Origin of the sequence: Pikeienuella piscinae, assembly GCF_011044155.1 — a bacterium.
GTDB classification, from domain to species: domain Bacteria; phylum Pseudomonadota; class Alphaproteobacteria; order Rhodobacterales; family Rhodobacteraceae; genus Pikeienuella; species Pikeienuella piscinae.
In genome coordinates this window covers 3276326-3299790 of record NZ_CP049056.1, presented here as the reverse complement: position 1 = coordinate 3299790, position 23465 = coordinate 3276326, and the positions used below count along the sequence as shown (strand labels likewise).

Genomic DNA, 23465 nt, shown 5'->3' with positions numbered 1-23465 from the left:
TCTAGGCCCCGGACGCGGTGGCGTCGCGGGTTCTTTCGGCGAAATGGCAATAGGCGGTCTGATCGCCGCCCACGTCGGCCATCGGCGGTTCGGTCTCGCAGATCGCCTGCGCCAACGGGCAGCGCGTACGGAACCGGCAGCCGCTCGGCATATCGAGAGGACTGGGAATGTCGCCCTGCGCCACCGGCGGACGATCACGCTTGACCGGGTTGACGCGCGGCATCGCCTGCATCAGCGTGCGGGTATAGGGATGGGCGGGAGCGTCAAAGACGTCGGCCACCGGCCCGGTCTCCATGACCTTGCCCAGATACATTACCGCTACATGCTTGGCCATGTGGCGCACCACACCCAACTCATGCGCGATGAACAGCATCGTGAGCTTCAGTTCGACCTGAAGCTCGGAGAGCAGATTGAGGATCTGCGCCTGGATCGATACGTCGAGCGCCGCCACAGGTTCGTCGAGCACCAGGAATTCGGGGCGCACAGCAAGGGCGCGCGCCAGGCCGGCGCGCTGACGCTGCCCACCGCTCAACTGACGCGGTCGCCGTTCCGCCGCCGATTGCGGGAGCCCGACAAGAGACAGGAGACGCCGCATCTCGGCATCGGTCTGTTCGGGCGGGACGATGGCGTGAAATCGTAGCGCCTCGGCGATGGCGTCGCCGATCCTGAAGCGCGGGTTCAGAGAGGAATAAGGATCCTGGAACACCATCTGCATGCGGCGGCGCAGGTCCTTGCGGATCGCGGCGTCGCTTCCGTCGAACCGGATTTCTCCGCGGGTCGGCTGATTCAGGCCCAGGATCGCCCGGCCGACGGTGGATTTGCCGCTGCCGCTTTCGCCTACGAGGCCAAGCGTCTCGCCGCGACGGATGACCAGCGAGACTCCGTCGACGGCGCGCACCGCGCGCGCCTTGCGGCCGGTCAGCATGTCAGCGACGGAACGAGACTTGCCGAACTCGACCACCACATCCTTGACCTCGAGCATCGGCGCCGTCATGAGGCGGCCGCCTTACGCCGGATCGTGCTGGCGCGCTCAGGGAAAAGGCAGGCGCTCATGTGCCCGTCGCCCACCGCGCGCAGCGCGATCTGTCGCTGGCCGCATTCGGCGCTGGCCACCGGGCAGCGTGGCGCGAAGGGACAGCCTGACGGCAGGTCGGACAGATCCGGCGGCTGACCAGGGATCGGCGTCAGCGCTCCACTACCGCCTTCGGCGCTCGGGATCGAGCCGAGCAGGCCCAGCGTATAGGGATGAGCGGACGATTCAAATATCCGCCGGGTCGGGGCGGCTTCGACGACATGTCCGGCATACATCACCATGACCTGATCACAGGTCTCGGAGATTACGCTCATGTCATGTGAGACGAGGATAATTGCGGTTTGCGTCTCACGCTGGATCTCGACCAGCAGCGCGAGGATCTGATCCTGGATCGTCACGTCCAACGCCGTCGTCGGCTCGTCAGCCAGCAACAGCTTCGGCTTGCCGATCATCGCCATGGCGATCACAGCCCGTTGCGCCATGCCGCCCGACCATTGATGCGGGTAATCATCGACCCGGATCTCCGGACTGGGAATGCCGACGCGGCGCAACGCCTCGACCGCGGCCTCGCGGGCTGCCGCGCGGCTGATACGCTGATGGATACGCAGGCCCTCATAGACCTGTTCGCCGATCGGGCGGACCGGGTTGAGGCTACTCATCGGATTCTGGAAGATCATCGAGATCTCCTGCCCGCGCAGAGCGCGCATCTCGCGCGGCGGCATCGCCAGCAGGTCGCGCCCATCGAAACTGATCTCCTCCGCCTCGATCCGGGCGGGCGGGGCGCTGACCAGCCCCAGTAGCGCGCGGCAGAGCACCGATTTCCCGCTGCCGCTTTCGCCGACGACGCCCAGAGTCTCGCCCCCCGCGACGGCGAGCGAAACCGAACGGTTCGCAGCGAGGCGGCCGACGGGAGTGGGAAATGTGATGGTCAGGCCGCGAACGTTCAGAAGCGGGAGCTCGGTCGTCGTCATGTCGTGGTGTGATGCCTCTCGCCCAATCGGCGCGCTAGACCGTCGCCGATCAGCGCGAGCGCGACGCCGGTGATGACGATGGCGAGGCCGGGCAGCGTCGCCAGCCACCAGGCCTGACGGATGAAGTCGCGTCCCTCGGAAATCATCGCGCCCCATTCGGGGGCCGGCGGCTGCACCCCCAGGCCGATGAAGCTGAGGCTGGAGACGAGCACGATGTTCAAGACGAAATCCGTAGCGGAAAAGACGATGGAGGAGTTGATGACGTTGGGCAACCCGTGGCGTAGGACGATGCGGCTGCGCGGATAGCCAAGCACCCGTGCGGCGGTCATGTAGTCTTTCGTGCTTTCGACCATCATCTCTGCGCGAGCGAGCCGAGCGTACATCGTCCAAGCGACAAGGAATACCGCGATGTAGATATTCTGGATACCGGGCCCAAGGATGGCGAGGATGATAATGATGAGAACCAGGAAGGGGAAGGCCAGCGCGACATCGATCAGGCCGGAGACGATGCTGTCGAACCGGCCACCGACATAACCGGAATAGGCGCCGAGCACAACGCCGTATGTCATCGGCACATATGTGGTCAGAAACCCGATCGTCAGATCGATCCGCGCGCCGTAGAGAACACGCGAAAAGATGTCCCGACCGATATTGTCGGTCCCGAACGGGTGGGCGAGGCTGGGCGGCATCAGGATCGCCATGAAATCCTGCTCGGTTGGATCATAGGGTGCGAGCACGGGGGCGAAGATCGCCGCCAGCACGATGAGCATCAGCATGGATCCGCCGACCTTGAGAGACGCGCTCCACGAGCCGATCTCGCGGCGCAACGTGCGCCCGCGCGACGCCCCGACAAGGGCGCTCGCGCCGCTCATGGCTTGCCTTTCAGGATACGGCGGTCGACCAACGTATAGCTGAGATCCGCAAGCAGGTTGATGACGATGACGATGACTGCGAAGATCAGCGAAACGCCCTGGATCAGCGGATAATCGCGATAGCCGACGGCGCGGACCAGCAGCGAGCCGAGCCCCGGCAGGCCAAACACGTACTCCACCACCACTGCGCTGCTCAACAGCCAGCTCATGTTCACGGCGAGCACAGTGATAACCGGAATCAAAGCGTTCCGAAGCACATGTCGAGTCAGTATCTGCCAGTCCGACAGGCCCTTGGCCATCGCCACCTCGACATATTCGGAGGTCAGCGCATCCAGCATCGACGCCCGGAGCGACTGGATCAGCACCGGCCCGAGAAAGAGCGAAATGGTGAGGGCGGGCATGGCCATGTGATAGAGATTGTCCACCGGCCCCTCGCCCATTCCGGCGATCGGAAACCAGTTCAGAGCGATGCCGAAGAACAGCACAAGCAACAGGCCGATCCAGTAGGGCGGCATGGCGAAGCCGACGATGCTGCCCAATCGGACCGCATGATCCGGCCAGCGGTCGCGGTGATACGCGGCCAGCAGACTGAGTGGGATGGCGATCAGCGTAGAGAAGACGGCGCTGAGCGAAAGCAGCAGCAGCGTCGGCCAGAGTTTCTCAAGAACGAGGGTGGTGACCGACGCTTTCTGGATCAGGCTGGTGCCTAGGTCCCCGACAATCGCGTTGCGAAGAAAGTCGAAGAACTGGACGATCAGCGGGCGGTCCATGCCGAGTTGCTGATAGATCGCGGCGACGTCCTCATCACTGATCCGACCATGCATCATGATCCGGACCGGATCCCCCGGCACGAGGTGGATGGTCAGAAAGACGCATACCACAACGCCCAGCAACACCGGAATGGCGCGCAGAAGCCGGGCCAGGACGAAGCGCAGCAGGTCCATCGTCGGTTAGTCGCCGGATTCGAGGGCGATTGCCCCTGTCAGCGTCACTTGTCCAGCCACATGTCGCGCAGCCACCACCAGCCGACGGTGATGTTCCGCCAGTTCCGGACGTAGTCATGATATCCGTTGACATAGGGCAGAAAATTCAGCGGCACGCTGTATCCGGCGTGGTACACCTTGTCCTGAACACGCGCGTACAGTTCGGCGCGCTTCTCGCGATCCGACTCCTGGCGAGCCTGGCTCAGAAGCTTGTTCACCTCATCATCGTTGTAGTTTGAGAAGAAAGCGCGCGTCGCGCCCGTGCCTTCGGCCTGGATGCTGGCCAATTCGTCATCGTCGTTTATGTCGGAAGTGATGTAGCTGACATAGGCTTGGAATTCGCCCTGCTCGGTCATCGAGAACGCGGTGCCGACATCATATTCAACAATCTCGACATTCAGACCGGCTTGCTGCCAGCCTTGTTGAAGGATCGTCGCCGCCGTTCGGAATGACGCGTTGCCCGTGTCGACCATCAACTGGATGGGCGTGCCGTCATAGTTCGACTCCTCGACCAATTGCTTGGCGGTCGCCATGTCGAACGGGATCGGTTCGACCGCGTCGGACCAGAAAGCGACCTTGGGCATGTATGAGTTCGGAATCTCGCCAAATCCGAAATACACCGCCTTCATAATCGCGTCGCGGTTCGCCGCGTAGTTCACCGCCAGCCGGACCTTCGGATCATCGAAAGGCGCTTTTCCGTGATTCAGATATACGTAGTCGAGACGGAACGAGGGTGAAACCTCAAGACTAACGCCGTCCATATCATCGACCGAAGCAGCCTGGTTCAGCGGCATCGCCAGGCTGGTGTCATAATCGCCATTCTGCAGGCCAAGGACACGCGAATTACTTTCCGGCACATATTTCAGGACGGCCTTGTCCACATAGGGCAGCGGCTCTCCATCTTCTCCGTTCATCCAGTAGTGCGGATTTCGCACCATGACGACCTGGGTTCCGCGCACGTAACTTTCGACCATGAACGGACCGGTGGCGACCGGGGCCTGGCCGAACGCTTCGGGATCCTTCTCGTAGGCTTCCTTGGACACGATGGAGGCTGCGAAGAGCGACAAGGCCGACTTGAGCGCCGCATAAGGCGTGCTGAGCGTCAGCTTGACGGTCCGATCATCGATCTTGTCGATCGAGGAAAGCGGGTTGAAGGCGAAACCGTAAGAACCTTGCGGGTCGGACACCTTGGTCAAGGAGAAGATGACGTCCTCGACGGTGACTGGCGCGCCGTTGTTGAATTTGATGCCGTCGCGAATCGTGAATTCGATGGACAGCCCGTCCTCCGCCTCCGTCCAGGATTCGGCGACGCCGGGAACCAGCCCGCGACCCGTCTCGTCAGCCATGATCAGCGGCTCGCAGATCTGCGCAATGTTGTAGATTGACCCGTTGTCAGAAACCACGAACGGGTCGAGGCTCAATGCTTCGTCGGTTCGGGCGACGGTGATCGTGCCGCCGCGCTTGATTGTGCCGGACTGCGCCCGGACGGGCGCCATGCCGAGCGCGATGCCGGCGACGCCGCCGGCGATCAAGAATTCTCTGCGGTCCATGGCATTCAACTCCCCTGGTTTCCTGGATTGATCTTTGCCGGCGCGGCGCGCCGACCATCTGCTCCGACTTGCGCCCACCCCCGGTTGCGGCGACGCCGGTGATCGTCGAGGCCACCGTCCGAAGGATTGCCATCTCTTGATAACATGGCCTACAGTTTTTTCGCAGGTCAAGAGAGTTTTCGGAAACGAAAATTTATGTTCGAATGGGTCAGCGTCTTCTGGGCGAGATGAGGAAAAGATCAGCGGTCGGGGAACGCCTGCGAAGGGTGCGCAGGGCGAACGGCTGGACATTGAAGAACATGAGCGAGCGGACCGGCGTGTCCATCGCCACGCTGTCCAAGGTCGAACGGGACAAGCTTTCCCTGACCTATGACAAGCTTCTTCAATTGGCCGAGGGCCTCGACATGAGCCTGAGCGAGTTGATCGCGCCGGAGGACGATCATCCGCCGACCGCCCGGCGGTCGATCATGCGCGGTGAGCGCGATGTCATCGTCGAAACTAAGAATTATGAGTACAACTACATCTTCTCGGATCTCAGAAACAAGCAGATGATTCCGATCATAACCCGGGTCAAGGCGCGTTCCATCTCCGAGTTCGGACCACTACTTTCGCATTCCGGTGAAGAATTTATATTCGTTCTAGAGGGGAAGATTGAAGTTCATACCCAGCATTACGGACCGGTCGAACTTCTTCAGGGGCACGGGATCTACATCGATAGCACGATGGGCCACGCCTACGTGAATACAGGAGACGATGAAGCGACTGTGCTCGGCGTCTGCTCGGCGGAGAGCCTGAGCTTCGCCTCAGCGGTCGCCAGCGACTCCTCGAGTTGAGCAGGTTGGGTCTTGTTCACCGGCTGGGATATATTTTCCGGACCTATCGCAACACAGCATCGCCTGGCGCCAGGATGATAAACTGTGCGGCTCTGACCTGCCACTGGACCTTCATCCAGCCACGACCGGAGTCCGGTTTCCGTTTACGTCGATTGGCGCAGGTTGAGCAATCGCCCGACGCGTGGAGCTTTCATCTCGCGCAGCGGGGCGGGCGATTGCGTTGGTCAGGGTCAGCGCGCAATCGACAGAGGTCTGATAATCCAAGGCCGAGTGTGGGCGCTCGGCGTTATAGTAGGTCGCTTAAGTAGAGATGACATGACGGGCATGCGTCATGTTGCTGAACATCGTCTCGTCGAGCGACTCGTCACGCATCCGGCCGTTGATACTCTCGACGGACCCGTTCTGCATCGGCTTTCCTGGCGCGCTATAATGCCGCTCGACGAGGTGCGCTGAGCACCACTCCAGGGTGGCGTTCGAGGTCAGTTCGGTTCCATTGTCGGAAACTATCATGCCGGGCTTTCCGCGGCGCTCGATCAGGGTCGTCTATTCCCGAGCCACCCGACGTCCGGAGATTGATGTATCCGGGATCGCCACGAGGCATTCGCGGGTCGCGTCATCGACGACATTCAGCACCCGGAAGCGCCGCCCGCAGGCAAGCCGGTCATGAACGAAATCCGGCGACCAGCGCGCATTGGCGCGGGCTCCACAAGGATCGGCGCCCGTGTGCCTAAAGCCTTGCGCAGCGCCTTCCGCTTGCGCACGGTCAGCCCTTCTTCGCGATATAGGCTGCAGATCCGATTGATGCCGGAAAGCTCGCCTTCGCGGCGCCTCGCATGGTGCTGTTATCCCTGACCGAGTTTCGAAACAGGCGCCAAATTCTCAGCGACGACGCTCTCCCGTGCAAGAGCGCATGGCAAGCATGCCGACGGAGAAAATCAGCCGCATCGCACTGCGTTGCGAGAAAACCATTCGAGACTCCGCACGGCTCGTCGCTTTCGCGGACTCAGCGATACTGGTCAAACCCCGCCACGCCTGACAGCGATGAGCGCCCGGCATTCAGGGGCGCAAACCGTCCGCCTAGCTCTTGGCGATGGCGAGACTGAGTGGAGCTAGTTCATCGGTGCTGCGACCTTTGTAATCAAGCCGTTGGGATGACTCCATCATGGCGATCTGCGCCTTGCTCAGGCGCTTGCCAGCCGCGACGTGGTCGAGGCCTAGGACCGCGCCATCCGCCACCAGTTGCCGGCCAGCGACCCATACCTCTTTCACCGCACGGTCCGCGGCATGGAATATCAGCGACCGCAACGGATCGCGTGCCGGCATCATGTCGGGATGCGAGAGATCGACGGCGACGAAATCGGCCTTGCACCCCGTCGCCAGCCGGCCGAGATCATCCCGAAGCAACGCCTTGGCCCCACCTACCGTGGCCGCATGAAACAGCATTTCCGTCGAAACGGTATTGAGGTCGCGGGCGGCGATACGGGCGAAAGTGCCTGCCTTGCGTATCTCCTCAATCATGTTGTGGGGCGTCGTATCGGTCCCGATCGCCATATTGACGCCGGCGCGCACATAGTCGCCGAAATTCTCCATGATATGACCGTAACGGGCGAAGGGAGTGGGGCAATGCGCGACGGACGAACCGCTATCGGCCAGCAGCGACACATCCTCTTTCGTCCACCAGCCGGTCCAAGAATGTGTATCTGGGAAAATGGCGTGGCCGAATACGCTCGACGGCCCCATGATCCCGATATCGGCGGCATGCTGGATCGGCGTACGCCCGTGACGGCGGATCATTTCGTGGAATTCGAGCACGCCCTGAGAGATGTGAAGCGTAAATGGAACCTTCCGGTCGTTCGCCGCGTCGAAGCTGTCGCGCAACAGATCGTCCGTGCAATTCTCGATCTGCATGGGCGACACGACGCCTGAAAGCCGCCCTGACGGATGATCGGCGATCTGGTCGATGAAGGCGAGCGCGCGATCCATCTTGCTGCGACCGCCGGCGTCGTCCCAATCGAACCCGAGTTCATGATCGTTCGCAAGTTTCCACCGGGCCGATGCGAACCCGGGGGCCAGGAAACCACGGACTCCCGAACGCTCGAACAATTCGAGCCAACCGTCAAATATCGGAGAGATATCGCAGACCGAGGTGACGCCCGATTTGAGCAGCTCGCAGAGCGCCATCTCGAGCGCAGAGGTCCTGAGCTCGGGATCGGACGTGTCGAAAGCGCCCGACCGCTCGTAGAGCCCGGTCATGTACATGTTCGGCACGCCGTGTTCCTCACGGATGCCTCGATAGGCGGGTTCATGGCTGGGATGGCCATGGACGTTCACAAATCCGGGAATGACCATGAGATCTGTCCCGTCGCGCTCGACATCGACGGCTCCATCATAATCGGCGCCCGCGTAGACGATCTCGTCGTCGGCGAAGACCAGGTCGATATTGCGCGCATACTCGTGGCGCTCGCCGTTCCACAGGATGGCCCAGTCGATGTTTCGGATCAGGGTGGTGACCACTGCAGTATCCTTTCAATTCATGCTGACAAGCAGCTTGTTATGGCGAGGCGCGCTTGCGCTATGACTGAGGCTCGCGCAGATGACAGGCGACCGAGTGACCCTGCTTGACCTGCCGCATCTTGGGCGATTCCTTGCGGCAACGATCGAAAGCGAAGGGGCAGCGGGTGTGAAAACGGCAGCCGGAGGGCGGGTTGATTGGACTCGGCACCTCACCGGACAGGGCGACGCTCTCGCGCCGCATCTCCGGGTCGGGGATGGGCACGGAGTCGAGCAGCGCTTCGGTATAGGGATGCTGGGGGTCGGAGAACAATGAATCCCTGTCCGCGATCTCCACGACCTTGCCCAGATACATGACCGCCACATGATGACTGATGTGCTGAACCACCGCCAGATCATGGGCGATAAACAGATATGCGAGATTGAACTCCTTCTGCAAATCCATCATCAGATTGATGACCTGGGCCTGCACCGACACATCGAGCGCCGATACCGGCTCATCAGCGACAATGACGCTGGGATTGACTGCAAGCGCGCGGGCGATCCCGAGGCGCTGACGCTGGCCGCCTGAAAATTCATGTGGGAACCGATCCATCATGTCTTTCCGAAGGCCGACCCGATCGAACAGCCACGCCAGCCGCTCTCGCAACTCCTTGCCGCGCAAATCGGTGAAATTATGCATCGGCTCGGCGACGATATCCGCCGCCCGCATACGTTGGTTGAGCGACGAATAGGGGTCCTGAAAAACGAACTGGAGAGCGCGCCGGTGGGGCCGCATCTCATTGGGAGACAGGTTCGTGATATCAGTTCCCGCGAAATCGATGCGTCCCCCGGACGGCTGCGCCAGCCGGACGATCATGCGCGCGGTAGTCGATTTTCCGCACCCGGACTCGCCAACGATTCCGAGCGTTTCCCTGGGGCGAAGTTCGAAGCTCACGTCATCGACGGCGTGGAGATATTGCTTGGCGCCCCCGAACACGCCACGCTTGATGGGAAACCGTTTGCTAAGGCCGCTAACCGACAGGATCGGCTGGTCGTCGCTTTGAGTGACCGCTTTATTCACTTGCGACCTCCATTGCTCTGTCAGAATGCCAGCACGCCGCAATGTGACCCTCCGCCTTCACCTCCAACGGCGGCTCTTCGACACGGCACCGTTCGGTTGCGATCGGACAGCGAGGGGCGAAGCGGCACCCCGGAATCGGTCGGTTGAGCGCCGGAACGATCCCCGGGATCTCCAGAAGCCGGTTCCTCTGCGGATGCTCGCTGCGATCCACCTTCGGGACGGAGCCCAGCAGACCGACCGTGTAAGGGTGTTGAGGGCGACGGAACAGAAGCGAAACCGGCGCCTCTTCGATCTTGCGGCCCGCATACATGACCACAACCCGATCGACGGATTCCGCAATGACCCCGAGATCATGCGTGATCAGCAGCACAGAGGTGTCCAATTCGGTCTGGAGGTCGCGCATCAGGCGCAGAACCTGCGCCTGAATGGTGACATCCAGCGCCGTGGTCGGCTCGTCGGCGATAAGCACCGCCGGCCGGCACACCAGCGCCATCGCGATCATGATGCGCTGGCGCATCCCGCCGGATAGCTGGTGCGCGTATTCGTCCAGCCTGCGCGTCGCTTCGGGAATGCGCACTCGCTCCAGCATGTCTTTCGCCCGCGCGCGCGCTTCGTGGGCGGTGAGTCCCTGGTGCTGGATAAGCGGCTCCGCGATCTGCCGGCCGATACGCATCACCGGGTTCAACGAGGTCATCGGCTCCTGGAAGATCATCGAGATCTCGCTCCCCCGGACCTTACGCATCTCCTTTTCCTGGAGGCCGACCAGTTCACGCCCGTTCAGGCGGATGCTGCCAGCAACGCGTCCGGGCGGCATTGGAACCAGTCCCATGACGGACAATGCGGTCAGACTCTTGCCGCAGCCGGATTCGCCGACCAAGCCGAGCATCTCGCTGCCGTCAATATCGAAGGAGACCCGGTCGACAGCACGGACGGTCCCGTCATAGGTGTCGAAACTCGTCTGCAGATCGCGGATGCTGAGGACGGGACCTTGATCCGTGGATTTGGAGGCCATTCGCGTTCTTTCGGTTACGGTCATGACTTCACACCTGGTTCGCCAGACGGGGGTCGAGCATGTCGCGCAGCCCGTCGCCCATCAGGTTGATCGCCAGGACGGTCACCGCCAGCACTGTGCCGGGGATAAGAATAATCCAGGGCGCCAGCTGAAAATACGAGCGCCCTTCAGCCATGATATTTCCCCAGCTCGGCACTTCAGGCGGCGTGCCGGCGCCAAGAAACGAGAGAAGGGACTCGATCAGGATCGCGGCGGCGCAGATATAGGTCGCCTGCACCGTCATCGGCGCGATCGTGTTCGGCAGGATATGGCGAAACAGCACCTTCCAGAACCGGGTGCCGGATATCGTGGCCGCCTCGATAAACGCCTGATCGCGGATGGTGAGTACCACGCTGCGTACGAGCCGGACGACGCGGGGCAACTCGACGATGGTGATCGCGAATATCACCGTATAGACGCTCGCCCGGGTGACAGCCATCAGCGCGATGGCGAGGAGGATGGTCGGGATCGACATCAGCCCATCCATCACCCGCATCAGTATTGCGTCGCCGATGCGGCTGTAGCCGCCGATAAGGCCAAGCCCAAGGCCGATAATCGACGCGAACAGTCCGACGACGATGCCAACCACCAGAGAGATCCGCCCGCCATGGACCGTGCGGCTGAACAGGTCGCGCCCGAAAGCGTCGGTGCCCAGTATATGATCGGCCGTAGGCGGCGACATGCGGTTGAGCGGGTCGATCTCCAAGGGATCGTGCACCGTCAGCAGCGGCCCAAACAGGGTTATCAGAACTATCACGCTCAGAATGGCTGCGCCGACTACGACTGTCGGATTGCGACGGAGCAGGTGCCGGAGACTGCGGGCGCGCGGGAGCTGATCCTCTTCCGCGCCGTTTTCGCCAGTTTGGGGTGAAGCCGAAGCCATATGATCTCTCAGTACCGGATGCGTGGATCGAGGAAGGTGTAAAGGATGTCCAGGATCAGGTTCAGCGCCACGTAAACCGCGGAAAAGATCAACAGAACGCCCTGGATGATTGGATAGTCTCGGGCGAGGATCGCATCGACGACCAGCCGTCCGACGCCGGGTATGGCGAAGACGCTTTCCGTGACCACCACGCCGCCAAGCAGAATGGCGATGCCGACGCCGATGATGGTGACGATCGGCACCGCCGCGTTTGGCAGCGCATGCCGGAAGAGAAGCTTGTTCGTCGTAAGCCCCTTGGAGCGCGCGGTGCGGATATGATCCTGCGACAGGACTTCGAGCACACTCGCGCGCGTGATGCGGGCCACCAGCGCCATGAAGCTCATCGCAAGCGCCAAACTGGGCAAGATCAGATGGATGATGAACGGCCACAAGCCGTCTTCAATACTTCGATAACCCTGGACCGGAAGTATTTTGAACGTTATCGCGAAAATGTAGATCAGGATATAACCGATAACAAACACCGGAAACGAAAACCCTACGACGGCAAAGCTCATTACTGCACGGTCGATCCATGACCCGGCTTTCCAAGCCGCCAGAACGCCGAGCGGCACCGCGAGCAGTATGGTGACGATCGTGGTGGAGACCGTAAGCGCGATCGTCGGCTCGATACGCTGCATGAAGAGATCGATGACGGGTCTGTTGGAAAAGATGGAGTCGCCAAAATCACCGCGGACGATATCGCCCAACCATGTTGCAAATTGTTCCAGAAACGGCCGATCGAGCCCAAGCGTTTGCCGGATCTGCTCCACCTGTTCGATGGTCGCCTGGTCGCCGGCGATAATCGCGGCGGGGTCTCCGGGCGCCAGGTACAGGATCGAGAAAACCACGACTGCCACGACCACCAGAACCGGGATCGTCGCCAGCAGCCGACGTATTATGTAAGCGGTCATAAAGTCGCAATCCTTATGCGGCGCGGCCGGGTCCGCGAAGAATCCAGCCGCGCCTTCAACTGTCAGTCCGCGGTTTTCTTGAGTCCCCAGTAGAACAGGGACGGGCTTGGAATGACGTCTGTGATATTGCTACGATAGGCGACCACCGGGCGGTACTGCCCAAGCGGGATATACGTCACATTCTCGTAGTTCAGCGCCTGAATCTGATCGGTCAGCGCCTTGCGTTTCGCACTGTCGGTCTCCAGCGCCCATTCCCGCACCAGTTCGGCGGCTTTGGGTTCACAGGGCCAGCCATACCACGCCTTCTCGCAATTCTTGGCGAAGGAATGGATCAGGGGGTTCGAAATGCCGGCGATCGTCGAGTTGGTGATGAATACGTTCCATCCGCCATCGCTGATCGCATCCTTCGAAGCGCGTCGTTGCGTCAGGGTCGACCAGTCCATCGCCTGAACCTCGACTTCCATCCCCATGCGGCGCAGCGATTGAGCGCCAACCAGAGCCGCAGGATGCAATGTCGAATTGTCCGCCGGGTCCATCAAGACAACAGGCGAGCCGTCGTACCCCGCCTCCTCAAGCAGCGCCTTGGCCTTGTCTAGGTCGAAGCCGAGCACCGGTTCTTCTCCGGCGTGGGATTCGCTTCCCGTGCCGCACCCATACATCGCGCCGCATTCCTGCCAACGGTCCGGATCGCCCACGATCGTTGCCATGTAATCCGACTGCCGGTTGCCCCACTGCAGCGCCTGGCGCGCCGCCTTATTGTCAAAGGGCGGATGCAGGTGATTGATCACCAAGAACAGCTGATAGCCCAGCGGGTCGTTCGGGGCCAGCACCACGTCCGGGTTGCCCTCAAGCATCGGCAACAGCTCGGTGGGCGGAGACTCGTTCAGATCGACCTCGCCACCCGCAAGCGCAGCCATGGCGACGCCAGCGTCGGGCATGTACACGGATTCAACCCGGTCGATATGGACCACTTTGCCGCCGGCGGCGAGGCTCGGGGGTTCGTCACGTGGGACATATTCTTCGAACTTTTCGTAGACGACCTGACTTCCGGGAACCCATTCATCCGCCACGAAGCGGAACGGGCCGGAGCCGATGATCTCCTCAATTTGTTCGTTCGGATCAGTTTCAGCGATGCGCTTCGGCATCATGAACGGCACATTGCTGTCGATCTTTCCAAGCGCGTCGAGAACGAAGCCCACCGGCTCATTCAGCACCATCTTGAATGTCTTGTCGTCAACCGCTTCGATGGAATCGGTGAAATCCAACAGGGTTCGACCCATGCCGTCGCGCGCACCCCAGCGCTTGAGCGAGGCGACGCAGTCTTCGGCGGTGACGGGCGCGCCGTCATGCCAAAGCAGGCCGTCACGCAGAGTAAACGTCCAGGTCAGCCCATCTTCGCTCGCGTCCCAGGTGTCCACCATCTGGGGTTGGATTTCGCCATTCTCGTCGGTGGCGAAGAGCGTGTCCCAAACCATATAGGCATGATTGCGGGTGATATAGGCGGTGGTCCAGATCGGATCCAGCACCTTGAGATTGCCGATCGGAATTGACCTGACCGTGATCTTGTCGTCCTGCGCCGCGACCCCATTGGCCGCGATGGCCAATGACATCCCTACGGCGCCGACCGTGGTTAACAGTTTTCCGGCTATTCTCATGAGAACCTCCATGTTTTGCGGTGATTATTCTGAGTCTGCTTAAGTCGCCGTCCCGGTGTCCCGCCGCAGGCTCAACCCCGATGGAACGGGCAACTCGGGGCGCGTATCGAACTGTCGTTTCCAGGCGGATTCCGAGACATCCTGCGCGCGCCGCAGAATGTCCTGCTCGTTCATCGTCAGAATGACCCGATCACGCATGACCCAGCGCCCATCGACCATGACGCTATCGACATCGGAAGGCTGGCCCTGATGGACGAAGCAGGAGGCGGGCCGCAGCATCGGCACCATATGCGCGCGATCGGTATCGACGAGAATGAGGTCGGCCTTGTTGCCAGGGGCGAGAGAGCCGCCGTCAGCGACGCCCAGCGACCGGTAACCATTGACCGTCGCCCACCGGAGCGCCACCTCGGGGCTCGGGTTGCGCCCGTCTTCGCGGCGAACCCGCTCCATGAACAGGCCGGTGCGGACGACTTCGACCATGTCTTCGGACATATTGTCCGAACCCATGCCGATATTGCAGCCATATTGCTCCAGATCGGCGACCCGCGGGCTCAGGCCGCGCCGGGCGGCGATCGCAGAATTGAAGGCCACATTGCAGTTGCACCTTCCCAGTATCTTTTCCTCGCGAGGGTCCATGCACCGGCAATGGGCGCAGACAAGCCGGTCGGAGAGAAACCCGACATCGTCGAGATACTCGGTCGGCAACATGTTTCGATGAGCCTGTATCGCGGCGACCTCGCCCCAGATCTGATTGAGATGAATGGTGGCGACGCACGACAGATCATCCTGCAACTTCCGCACATTGCGCAACAGATCCGGCGAGCACATGTCCGGAGCCCAGGCGGCAAGGCCGACCTCGATGCGCCCATCAGCGGCGCCATGCCACTTGGTGTGCAGATCGGCCGCCGCCTGCAGCGTTCTTGCCCCGAGAGCGCGATCCTGCTCGAACGCGCGCGGGTCGCCGATCTGGGCGTTGGCGCGGTCCCATATCCGCTCGCAGACCAGATAGCGCAGGCCGCTGTCGGCGAGGATATCAGCATAGCTGTCGATTGACGCCCCGTCTTCCAGGACCGCCGTAGTTCCGCTGCGGATCGCCTCGATTGCAGCGGCCTGGCATATGACGCGCATCTCGTCGGGATCCAGATCCGGCACCGGGATCGGCGCCAGTCCGCCATCGAAGGGCGGGCGATGAGGCGGCGAGAGGTCCTCATAGATGCCCTTGGCGATCAAAAGCTGAAAATGCGTGTGCGTATTCGCAAAGCCCGGGAAGACCAGCTTCCCGCTCGCATCCACGACCTCCGCTTCCGAAAACCGGGCCCGCAGCTCGCCGCTCTCGCCAATCGCGGAAATTCCATTTCCTTCGACGGCGAGTTCGCCGCCCAGAATTACCCGGTCGTCGGAGTCGAGAGTGACAATTGCGGCGTTCGTTATCAGCGTCGTCATACTCTTTTCAGCTCCCAAGCATGGCAAGTAACAGTATAATACATCCAAGAAATCACAGGAACTATCCGCGAGATACTCTGTAAGCCTAGCGGCGCACTCAGCCCCGTATGGGATACAGGCGGCCTGCAGACCCCAGCCACCTCGTCACAGGCGCGTTACAGTACCAATGTATTGTATCTTGCACGCCATAACCCAATACACTCCCGGTCGACTGCAGATGCTTCAGATTTCACTGTTGCCCATGAGTAGACATCTGCCGAGATGCTCCTGACAATAGAATTTATATTAAAAATCAAAGCCATCTATCATCGGGAATTATCTATCGCGGCGATGATCGGCGGCGCTCATCAGGCAGGCCGGAATCGCAGCTCGGAGCGGCCTTCGTGGCTCGGCGTCGAGCGCATCGACGGCGCCCTCCTCGAGGGCCGCCGAAACGATATCCTCTGTTTATCACCGGGGGAAAAGTTTGATACTTATTCGATTGAAAAATTCGCGCGCAAAAGTTCTGCTCTGTTCGTCCTGGGTCAAGTTCCAGGCTTGAATGAGCGTCACCGTGACGTAGCCGCTGATTAAAGATGAGAGATCCCAATGCGAAAGATCGTTTCCGCCGTGATACAGCTCGGGCCAATTCAGAAAGCGGATAGCCGGAGCTCTGTCGTCGAACGCATGATCGCTCTTCTTGATGCGGCGAAAAAGGAAGGGGCTACATATGCGGTATTCCCCGAACTGACATTCACCACCTTCTTCCCCCGCTGGTACATGGAGGATCAGGTTGAAGTTGATCGTTGGTTTGAGCGTTCGATGCCGAACGCCGCGACCATGCCATTGTTTGAGCGCGCGAAAGAACACGGCATGGGAATGTATTTAGGTTACGCTGAACTCACGCCCGAAGGAAGGCATTTCAATACGTCTATACTTACTGATACGAGCAGTAATATTATCGGAAAATACCGGAAGATTCACTTGCCTGGGCATGCGGAGTACGACGACAAACGCACCCATCAGCATCTTGAGAAACGTTACTTCGAGCCGGGTGACCTCGGATTTCCGGTCTGGCGCGCGCACGGCGGCTTGATGGGCATGGCGCTCTGCAATGACAGGCGCTGGCCTGAGACCTACCGCGTGATGGGGCTCCAGGGTGTCGAGATGATTTCGCTGGGGTTCAATACCCCTTCGGTCAATTCTCAGCGGAGCGAGGAGGGCGCCGAGGATCGGCTGTTTCATCATCGTCTGAGCTGTCAGTCCGGCGCTTACCAGAACGCGTGCTGGGTCCTCGCATCGGCCAAGGCGGGTGTCGAGGACGGCCATCCGCTGATTGGCGGAAGCCTGATCGTCGATCCCAACGGGCATATTGTCGCCGAATCGAAAACCGAAGACGACGAAATACTTGTCCACGACTGCGATCTCGACCAGTGCAATTTCGGCAAGACCACGATTTTCGATTTCGCGCGTCACCGGCGCATAGAACACTATGGTTTGATCACATCGCGCGTTGGAGCAGAGGCTCCCTGAGTCTGGGGCGGACAGAACGTGACCGGGAGCGCGACAATGACCGAATATGACCTTGTGATCAGGGCTGGCACGGTGGCTACGGCCGTCGATACATTCCGGGCGGATGTCGGTGTTTCCGGTGGGCGCATTGTGGCGCTTGGCGAGAATCTCGCGCCCGGCGCGCGCGAGATCGATGCGACGGGCAAGCTGGTGCTCCCGGGCGGGATCGAGACGCACTGCCATATCGAGCAGGAATCCGCCACCGGGGCGATGACGGCGGATGATTATTACAGTGGAAGCGTTTCGGCGGCGTTTGGCGGCAATACCAGCTTTGTGCCATTCGCCGCGCAACACCGCGGCCAGTCGGTGCGCGACGTGCTGGAGACCTATGACCGAAGGGCGGCGCCGAAATCGGTGATCGACTACTCATACCATCTGATTGTCTCCGATCCTACGGAAACGGTCCTGAAGGAAGAGTTGCCAGAGGCTTTCGAACGCGGGATCACTTCGTTCAAGGTGTTCCTCACCTATGACAAGATGGTGGTCGACGATCGGCAGTTTCTCGACATTCTGGCAACGGCGAAGGATCATGGCGCGCTGACCATGGTGCATGCCGAGAACAACGGCATGATCAAGTGGATGGTCGAACGTCTGTTGGCGGGTGGAAACGACGCCCCACGCTATCATGCGACCAGTCACCCCGCCGCGGCGGAGGTCGAGGCCATCGGGCGCGGCATCCAGTTCGCCTCATATATCGACGCGCCGCTTTTGTTCGTTCATGTGTCGACCCCCGCCGGCGCCGGACTGATCGCCGACGCGCAAATGGCTGGACAGCGCATCTACGGCGAGACCTGCCCGCAATACCTCTTCCTGACTCGGCAGGATCTTGATCGGCCGGGGGCGGAAGGGGCCAAGTTCTGCTGCTCGCCCCCGTTGCGCGACGAGGCTACGCAAGTCGCCCTGTGGCGGTATTTGCGCAACGGAACGCTTGGACTCTGGTCCTCCGACCATGCGCCATATCGGTTCGACGAATCCGGCAAGCTGTCGGCCGGCCCGAATCCGGCGTTCAATCAGGTCGCCAATGGCATGCCGGGCATCGAGATGCGCCTGCCTCTCCTGTTCTCGGAAGGCGTGCGAAAAGGACGTATCACCTTGAACGATTTTGTCGCCCTGAGCGCGTCGAACGCAGCCAGGCTGTTCGGCATGAGCGACCGGAAGGGAAGCATCGCCATCGGACTGGACGCCGATATCGCCATTTGGGACCCAACCCTCGAATGGCGGGTCTCTCAAGCGGAGATGCACGACAACATGGATTATACGCCTTTCGATGCGATGGAGATGACGGGCCGGCCGGTGACGATCATCAGCCGGGGAGAAGTAATCGTTGACGGCGGAGAACTGAAAGCGGAACGTGGCCGGGGAAATTTCGTCAAGCGCGCTCCTTTCGGCATCGCGTCCCTGTCTCATGAGATGCCGGCGGAGCTCGATCCTGCCAGAAATTTCAGGGCGAAGATCCTGTAGCGAGTGGGTTTCGGCATGCCACGTATCCTGATCATCAACCCCAATTCAAATGAAGCCGTCACCAGCGGTATCGCCGAGACGCTGGCCGGGCTTGGCGAGGAGAATGGCTCCGTGCTCGAATGCGCGACACTGTCCGAAGGGCCGTTCGGCGTTGAAACCCAGGCTGATGCGGATGCGGTCGTCGCGCCGCTTCGTCGGCTGGTGAACAGCCGCAAGGATTGCGACGCCTACGTGATCGCCTGCTATTCGGACCCCGGTCTCAGGGAGTGCCGGGCGGATTCGGACAAACCGGTCTTCGGCATTCAGGAAAGCGCGGTCAGACAGGCGACCGGAATAGGCGGCCGCTTTGGCGTTATCGCGCTGGGGCCGCAATCGGTCGAGCGCCACATGCGATACATGACGGCGATGGGAGTGACGGACAAGCTGGCCGGCGAGCGCCCCTTGCATATGACGGTCGCGGAAGGCGAGCGGCCCGAAGCCTATGAGCGCATCCTGGAGGTAGCGCTTGAACTACGCGACCTCGATCACGCCAGCGCGATCATCTTGGGTTGCGCCGGCTTGGCGCGCCACCGCGAAAGACTGGAGGCGACGGTCGCGCTGCCCGTAATCGATCCTACGCAGGCGGCGGCGATGCATGCGCTCGCGGATTGCGCCCAGGCGACGACCGTTGAAGATTGACCGTCGCAACGATCTGAACCTGCGCCTGCTCGAGGTTTTCGAGGCCGTCATGCGTTGCGGCACGACGATCAGCGCCGCAGAGGATCTCGGCGTGTCGCAGCCTGCCGTGTCGAATGCCGTGAAGTCGCTGGAAAAGCAGTTGGGCCTGACGCTGTTCGAACGCGTGAGCCGTGTCCTGCGCCCGACGGAGGACGCGCATCTCCTGCTTACGGAGGTGGAGCCGCTCTTCGCCCTGTTGCGCAATATCGAGCATGACATACGCGATCTGCGCGCAACGAAGGCCGGGCGATTGCGCATCGCGACGACGCCGCCTCTCGGGCACGCGGCGCTGCCGACGATTCTCCGGGACTTCATCGCCGACCGTCCCGGCGTCACGGTCCGCTACGATGTCCGGCGACTGGACACTGTCCTGCAGTCTGTCGAAGCGGGCATGGTTGACGTCGGTTTCGTTCTCGGTCTGACCGCTTTGAACGGTTACGAGATAATCCCGCTCTACCGGGGCGAAATGGTGTGCGTCATGCCCGCTGACCATCCCCTCGGTCGCCTCGACGTGGTCACGCCTCAGGACCTGGCGACCTGTTCCTTTATCGGGCTGGAAACGAATTTGGGCCCCATCGTGCGTGCGGCGTTCGATCAGGCCGGCGCTTCGTTTCGGCAGAAGATCGTCGTGCGCTACTGCCACACGGCCTGCGTCCTCGCCAACGCGGGGCTTGGCGTCTCGGTCGTGGACCCGTTCACCGCCGCTTTTTCACACGGGATGAACATTATCTTTCGGCCGTTCGAACCAGCGGTGCCGATCACGGCATCCGCCGTTATCCGCAAGGATGGCGAGCTCTCCAAAGTCAGCGCCGCATTCATCGAAGAGGCGCGCGCCCAACTTTCCAGATAGAGACGCCAGATATATTACGCGCCGAGCAAGGTCGAAGCGTTTGGGACAGCCCTGATCAGCATGGCCGCGTTCTTGCGATCCCGCATCTGATACACGCTCAGCGGCACGATCAGTGACCGTTCATGGCCATCGCCGAAAGTTTTCTTGAGCGCGTGCCGGCCTGGATTAACCTCCCGAGAAGAGCATCGAGATATTGCGGATCGGCGACGCCCCGAATATGCGCCCGCTCACGGCATTTGGTCTTCGATCGGACCGCACAATCCGGTTGGCGGTTCGCCGCGCTAGCCGGATGCGCCCGATACCGGCGGCATCGAGCGGCTAGTTCGCCGGGGTTTCCTGCTCCACCTGCCCCGTCTTCGCTGAAGCGCCGCCATATAGCGCCCAGGACACGATCAGATCATAAAACACCGCCAGCACGACCGGCCCAAGAAAAAGCCCGATCAGCCCGTAGGTCAGCGTCCCGCCGATAACACCAAGAAAAATCACGAGGGCCGGCGTCTTGAGGCCGCGTCCCATCAGCATCGGCTTGAGGAAGTTGTCCATCACCGTCAACGGCACCAGCAGACCCGTCAACAACAGAGCGCCTCCGGTCGTCATAGTGACCCAAGCCCAGATCAGAACCGGAAGGACGACGAGGACCGGGCCGATCTGAAGGATGCTCAGGACCAGTATGACAAAGGCGAGGAGACCCGCGCTCGGCAGACCCGCAGCCTGAAGGACGACACCGATCAGGATCGACTGAAGCAGGGCTACGCCGACCACCCCGCGCGAGACGTTCCGGATAGTGGTGGTCGCGAGGTCGACGAATTGCTCGCCCCTCGGCGCAACCACGCGCGTCGCGATACGCCGGCCCCATTTCGCCAGGTCTGGACCCGGCGTCAGGAACAGGCCCGCAACCACGATCGACAGGATGAACTGGAACAGGTCGAAACTGATCGTAGACAGCAGGCCGAGCACCTTCACCCCAAACGGGGCGAGGAACTCCTTGTAACGGATCAGAACGGATTTGAGCCCCGACGCGGCGAGGCTCCAGAATTCCTGAAGGCGGTCGCCGACCAGGGGAAGCGTGCTGAGCCGCTCGGAAAGCTCGGGCAAACGAAGACTGCCGTTATTGGCCCGTGCGACAAGATCGTAGACGGTTTCGACCAGGTTTCCGGCGAGCGCAGCGACGGGTCCGATGACGACCGCGAGCGAGACCAGCGTCACCAGGACCGCGGCGAGCTTCCGTCGCTCCCCCATCTTGGCTGACAGCCATGCGTGCATCGGCCCAAGCGCGACCGCGAGAATGATCGCCCAGATGACGACCGGCAGAAACGGCCGGATCAGCGCCAGCGAGACATAGGCGAAAAGACCGAGGAGAATAAGGCGGATGACGAGATCCGTCACCCGCGCCTCCAGATGATCGAGCCGTTCGGGAGGGATGCTCATTGCATGTCTCCTTGCCGGCTATCGCCGCGTATGCCCGAGCCTTCGGCATGCAAACGCACGCAATGGCGAGATGCTTGCAATCTCAACGCGAGCGTCGCCGGGACGGCGCGTTCCGGGAAATCCGCAGGGCGCGATGGGCGCGCAACCGGTGCGATCCGCCGGAATCGAGCCGCATCGGGCGCGCGCCCACCGGCCGACGGCCGCGCCCGCGGCCACGCGAGGCCGGACTGGCGACGCCAGCCGACCAAGCGAACCGAGCCATCGTCTCGAAGCGAAAGAGCCAGGTCGTTCCGAATGTGGGATTTGGCCATCCGGCCGGATGGATGGGCGAAAGCCATGTTCTACGCCTAAACCCGTCGCGCCCAGCCGCGCGGGCGAACGAGCGAGCACGGGGTCGAATGCACCATCATCATACTCCTTCTCGCCCTTGTCAGTGCCCTTTCAGCACCAGGGTCTGGATCGGAAGCAATAGCGCCTGCATCCGCAGGATCAGCGCGTGAACGAGTCCGACCGTATCGATCGCGTGGTATACGATGCGTTTCATGGTCCCGATTTCGGGGTCATCGAGCCGACCGTGGTAGCTGGAATAGGCGTTGGCGATACAGGTCGCGCCCTGCGGCAGGCCCTCAAGGGCGCCCTCGAACAGCGGCTCCATGATGACGGTGATCGTCCCGCCCTGCCGCACCTGCTCGAGGTCGAGAAGCGTGTCGGTCGGCCGGATCTGGCCGGCGGCGATGACATCCTGAATCTCGGTCACGACCATCGGAATGATCTTCCAGGGCTTCGACATGCAGGCGACCTCACCGATCATGCCGGGCTTCATCACTTGCGCCTCGATCTGGCCGAAGCCCGCCGCGAGCCCGGTGACCTGCCTCGTGGGAACGAGGATGCCCGCGGGCCGCAGCATCGGGTTCACGACATCGCCCGGCCGCAGCGCGAATTGCTGAACAATCCCGTCGGTGCCGGCAACCACGAGGGTCTTGTCAAGCTCGACCTGCGCCTGCTGAAGTTCCGCCTCGGCGCGGGCTTTCTGCGCAGGCAACTGGAACTCGATCTGGGCCTGGAGCGAATCGCGGTTCGCGACGGCCGCATCCACGAGGCCCTGCTGCGTGGCGACCCTGACCTGCGCTCTTTCGACTTCGCGCACCGAGATTGCGCTCGACCCTTGCTGCAGCAGAGTGTTGCGCGTTTCGAATTCGTCAACAGCCTGCTCCAGAACCCCGCGCGCTTGCGCGATACGCCCCTCAGCCTCTCGCAGCCGCGCCTGCGCGACACGCATCTCGGCCTCGATTTCGGCGATGCTGCGGCGTGCGGTTTCCACAGCGGCCTGCTGCTTGCGATCATCGAGGCGGAAGAGCGGTTGGCCCTCCTTCACCGTCTGGTTGATCTCCACGAAAGTCTCAGCCACCCGGCCACTGGTCTCGGGCAGGACCGTGACGGTGCGAAAGACCGAGGTTGCGGAATGGGTTGATGGATGGAAGTAGAAGATCGCGGTTATCAGGCCGACGGTCAGCATCAGACAGGTTACGATACCGTAACGCAGTTCGTACCAGACCGAGAACAGGTTTATCTCGCGCCCGAACCGCTTGTCCTGAGCGTAGCGGCGGTAAAGGTAATCCGGCAGGATCGTCACAAGGGAACAGATCATGAATTCGAACAT

Annotated in this window: 20 protein-coding genes and 1 pseudogene; 6 read left to right on the top strand and 15 right to left on the bottom strand. The window is 61.4% G+C overall.

Annotation, left to right across the window (positions count from 1 at the left end; all coding sequences use genetic code 11):
* Position 1: 1 nt before the first annotated feature.
* Genes G5B40_RS15715 through G5B40_RS15695 form a run of 5 tightly spaced genes read right to left on the bottom strand, consistent with a single transcriptional unit; the run spans position 2 to position 5700 of the window.
* Positions 2–994, bottom strand: a complete 993-nt coding sequence (locus tag G5B40_RS15715; protein ID WP_165100444.1) for an ABC transporter ATP-binding protein — start codon at positions 992–994, stop codon at positions 2–4.
* Positions 991–2004 carry an ABC transporter ATP-binding protein gene (locus G5B40_RS15710; protein ID WP_165100441.1) on the bottom strand — a complete coding sequence of 338 codons (1014 nt, stop codon included), beginning with the start codon at positions 2002–2004 and terminating at the stop codon, positions 991–993. The genes G5B40_RS15715 and G5B40_RS15710 overlap by 4 nt, the downstream gene beginning before the upstream one ends.
* Positions 2001–2876, bottom strand: coding sequence for an ABC transporter permease (locus G5B40_RS15705; protein ID WP_165100438.1), 876 nt, complete (start codon positions 2874–2876; stop codon positions 2001–2003). Before G5B40_RS15705 ends, G5B40_RS15710 begins: the two co-directional genes overlap by 4 nt.
* Positions 2873–3820, bottom strand: a complete 948-nt coding sequence (locus G5B40_RS15700; RefSeq protein ID WP_165100435.1) for an ABC transporter permease — start codon at positions 3818–3820, stop codon at positions 2873–2875. The genes G5B40_RS15705 and G5B40_RS15700 overlap by 4 nt, the downstream gene beginning before the upstream one ends.
* Positions 3821–3864: 44 nt before the next feature.
* Complete coding sequence (locus G5B40_RS15695) at positions 3865–5700, bottom strand: ABC transporter substrate-binding protein (protein ID WP_211907349.1); 1836 nt, start codon at positions 5698–5700, stop codon at positions 3865–3867.
* A gap of 8 nt (positions 5701–5708) precedes the next feature.
* On the opposite strand from G5B40_RS15695, the gene G5B40_RS15690 reads away from it, so the two are divergent.
* The gene (locus tag G5B40_RS15690) at positions 5709–6242 is read left to right on the top strand and encodes a helix-turn-helix domain-containing protein (protein WP_246209571.1); all 534 of its coding nucleotides are present in this window, start codon (positions 5709–5711) and stop codon (positions 6240–6242) included.
* Positions 6243–6353: 111 nt separating this feature from the next.
* Here the strand turns inward: G5B40_RS15690 and G5B40_RS15685 are convergent.
* The 8 genes and pseudogenes from G5B40_RS15685 to G5B40_RS15650 all read right to left on the bottom strand — a co-directional run.
* Positions 6354–7069: pseudogene (locus tag G5B40_RS15685) on the bottom strand (integrase core domain-containing protein); the annotation flags it as partial.
* Between the two features lie 250 nt (positions 7070–7319).
* The gene (locus tag G5B40_RS15680; RefSeq protein WP_165100430.1) at positions 7320–8756 is read right to left on the bottom strand and encodes an amidohydrolase family protein; all 1437 of its coding nucleotides are present in this window, start codon (positions 8754–8756) and stop codon (positions 7320–7322) included.
* A 58-nt stretch (positions 8757–8814) separates the two neighbouring features.
* A complete protein-coding gene (locus tag G5B40_RS15675) occupies positions 8815–9816 on the bottom strand; it encodes an ABC transporter ATP-binding protein (protein WP_165100427.1) in 1002 nt (333 codons plus the stop codon).
* Entirely contained in the window at positions 9809–10828 is a 1020-nt protein-coding gene (locus G5B40_RS15670; protein ID WP_165100425.1) for an ABC transporter ATP-binding protein, read from the bottom strand. The genes G5B40_RS15675 and G5B40_RS15670 overlap by 8 nt, the downstream gene beginning before the upstream one ends.
* A gap of 28 nt (positions 10829–10856) precedes the next feature.
* The gene (locus G5B40_RS15665; RefSeq protein ID WP_246209570.1) at positions 10857–11624 is read right to left on the bottom strand and encodes an ABC transporter permease; all 768 of its coding nucleotides are present in this window, start codon (positions 11622–11624) and stop codon (positions 10857–10859) included.
* A gap of 134 nt (positions 11625–11758) precedes the next feature.
* Complete coding sequence (locus tag G5B40_RS15660; protein ID WP_165100421.1) at positions 11759–12700, bottom strand: ABC transporter permease; 942 nt, start codon at positions 12698–12700, stop codon at positions 11759–11761.
* Positions 12701–12762: 62 nt separating this feature from the next.
* Positions 12763–14355, bottom strand: coding sequence for an ABC transporter substrate-binding protein (locus G5B40_RS15655; RefSeq protein WP_165100419.1), 1593 nt, complete (start codon positions 14353–14355; stop codon positions 12763–12765).
* Between the two features lie 39 nt (positions 14356–14394).
* A complete protein-coding gene (locus tag G5B40_RS15650; protein WP_165100417.1) occupies positions 14395–15798 on the bottom strand; it encodes an amidohydrolase family protein in 1404 nt (467 codons plus the stop codon).
* A gap of 261 nt (positions 15799–16059) precedes the next feature.
* On the opposite strand from G5B40_RS15650, the gene G5B40_RS15645 reads away from it, so the two are divergent.
* From G5B40_RS15645 to G5B40_RS15625, 5 genes are read left to right on the top strand one after another with little or no spacing between them, the layout of a single operon-like run.
* On the top strand, positions 16060–16371 hold the full coding sequence (locus tag G5B40_RS15645) for a hypothetical protein (RefSeq protein WP_165100415.1): 312 nt from the start codon (positions 16060–16062) through the stop codon (positions 16369–16371).
* A 15-nt stretch (positions 16372–16386) separates the two neighbouring features.
* A complete protein-coding gene (locus G5B40_RS15640; RefSeq protein WP_165100413.1) occupies positions 16387–17310 on the top strand; it encodes an N-carbamoyl-D-amino-acid hydrolase in 924 nt (307 codons plus the stop codon).
* A gap of 36 nt (positions 17311–17346) precedes the next feature.
* Positions 17347–18810 carry a dihydropyrimidinase gene (gene hydA, locus G5B40_RS15635; RefSeq protein ID WP_165100411.1) on the top strand — a complete coding sequence of 488 codons (1464 nt, stop codon included), beginning with the start codon at positions 17347–17349 and terminating at the stop codon, positions 18808–18810.
* Between the two features lie 15 nt (positions 18811–18825).
* Entirely contained in the window at positions 18826–19488 is a 663-nt protein-coding gene (locus G5B40_RS15630) for an aspartate/glutamate racemase family protein (protein WP_165100409.1), read from the top strand.
* Positions 19478–20377 (top strand): LysR family transcriptional regulator, encoded by a 900-nt coding sequence (locus G5B40_RS15625; protein ID WP_165100406.1) that lies wholly within the window; start codon positions 19478–19480, stop codon positions 20375–20377. The genes G5B40_RS15630 and G5B40_RS15625 overlap by 11 nt, the downstream gene beginning before the upstream one ends.
* 318 nt (positions 20378–20695) lie before the next feature.
* On the opposite strand, the gene G5B40_RS15620 is transcribed toward G5B40_RS15625, so the two are convergent.
* A complete protein-coding gene (locus G5B40_RS15620; RefSeq protein ID WP_165100403.1) occupies positions 20696–21805 on the bottom strand; it encodes an AI-2E family transporter in 1110 nt (369 codons plus the stop codon).
* Between the two features lie 430 nt (positions 21806–22235).
* Complete coding sequence (locus tag G5B40_RS15615) at positions 22236–23465, bottom strand: HlyD family secretion protein (RefSeq protein ID WP_165100400.1); 1230 nt, start codon at positions 23463–23465, stop codon at positions 22236–22238.

What these genes read in the sequence shown, in the direction of transcription:
- G5B40_RS15715 (WP_165100444.1), bottom strand. Translation starts at nt 994, where the DNA reads ATGACGGCGCCGATGCTCGAGGTCAAGGATGTGGTGGTCGAGTTCGGC.
- G5B40_RS15710 (WP_165100441.1), bottom strand. Translation starts at nt 2,004, where the DNA reads ATGACGACGACCGAGCTCCCGCTTCTGAACGTTCGCGGCCTGACCATC.
- G5B40_RS15705 (WP_165100438.1), bottom strand. Translation starts at nt 2,876, where the DNA reads ATGAGCGGCGCGAGCGCCCTTGTCGGGGCGTCGCGCGGGCGCACGTTG.
- G5B40_RS15700 (WP_165100435.1), bottom strand. Translation starts at nt 3,820, where the DNA reads ATGGACCTGCTGCGCTTCGTCCTGGCCCGGCTTCTGCGCGCCATTCCG.
- G5B40_RS15695 (WP_211907349.1), bottom strand. Translation starts at nt 5,700, where the DNA reads ATGTCCAGCCGTTCGCCCTGCGCACCCTTCGCAGGCGTTCCCCGACCG.
- G5B40_RS15690 (WP_246209571.1), top strand. Translation starts at nt 5,709, where the DNA reads ATGAGCGAGCGGACCGGCGTGTCCATCGCCACGCTGTCCAAGGTCGAA.
- G5B40_RS15670 (WP_165100425.1), bottom strand. Translation starts at nt 10,828, where the DNA reads ATGGCCTCCAAATCCACGGATCAAGGTCCCGTCCTCAGCATCCGCGAT.
- G5B40_RS15660 (WP_165100421.1), bottom strand. Translation starts at nt 12,700, where the DNA reads ATGACCGCTTACATAATACGTCGGCTGCTGGCGACGATCCCGGTTCTG.
- G5B40_RS15655 (WP_165100419.1), bottom strand. Translation starts at nt 14,355, where the DNA reads ATGAGAATAGCCGGAAAACTGTTAACCACGGTCGGCGCCGTAGGGATG.
- G5B40_RS15650 (WP_165100417.1), bottom strand. Translation starts at nt 15,798, where the DNA reads ATGACGACGCTGATAACGAACGCCGCAATTGTCACTCTCGACTCCGAC.
- G5B40_RS15645 (WP_165100415.1), top strand. Translation starts at nt 16,060, where the DNA reads ATGCTCCTGACAATAGAATTTATATTAAAAATCAAAGCCATCTATCAT.
- G5B40_RS15640 (WP_165100413.1), top strand. Translation starts at nt 16,387, where the DNA reads ATGCGAAAGATCGTTTCCGCCGTGATACAGCTCGGGCCAATTCAGAAA.
- hydA (WP_165100411.1), top strand. Translation starts at nt 17,347, where the DNA reads ATGACCGAATATGACCTTGTGATCAGGGCTGGCACGGTGGCTACGGCC.
- G5B40_RS15630 (WP_165100409.1), top strand. Translation starts at nt 18,826, where the DNA reads ATGCCACGTATCCTGATCATCAACCCCAATTCAAATGAAGCCGTCACC.
- G5B40_RS15620 (WP_165100403.1), bottom strand. Translation starts at nt 21,805, where the DNA reads ATGAGCATCCCTCCCGAACGGCTCGATCATCTGGAGGCGCGGGTGACG.
- G5B40_RS15615 (WP_165100400.1), bottom strand. Translation starts at nt 23,465, where the DNA reads ATGTTCGAATTCATGATCTGTTCCCTTGTGACGATCCTGCCGGATTAC.